Annotated in this window: 1 protein-coding gene; it reads left to right on the forward strand. The window is 54.9% G+C overall.

Going from position 1 to position 306, the window contains the following annotated elements:
- Positions 1–69: 69 nt before the first annotated feature.
- Positions 70–306 (forward strand): hypothetical protein (locus SB822_RS56065; protein ID WP_410858974.1); only part of this gene is annotated, 237 nt, incomplete at its 3' end.

Here is a 306-nt window from a genome sequence, read left to right on the forward strand (position 1 = left end):
CAAGGCGAAGATGCACTCACTGGACGGCGTAAATAACCGCGCTATTCTCTTCGTAACGAGGAGGCGTGCATGTGCAATCTGTACAATATCACCACGACACATGAGGCCATGCGCCGTCTGTTCAAGAAATTCTCGGACCTGACGAACCGCGTCGATCCGCAGATGGATATCTTTCCTGACTATCCGGCCCCTGTTCTGCGAAACATCGATGGTGACGATCCAGAGCTTGCGATGCTCCGGTGGGGCATGCCTACACCGCCGATGTATGTGAAGGGCGAAGCGGATCCCAAGACCAAACGAAAGCCG

This window comes from Paraburkholderia sp. SIMBA_054 (assembly GCF_046534875.1).
Lineage (GTDB): Bacteria > Pseudomonadota > Gammaproteobacteria > Burkholderiales > Burkholderiaceae > Paraburkholderia > Paraburkholderia hospita.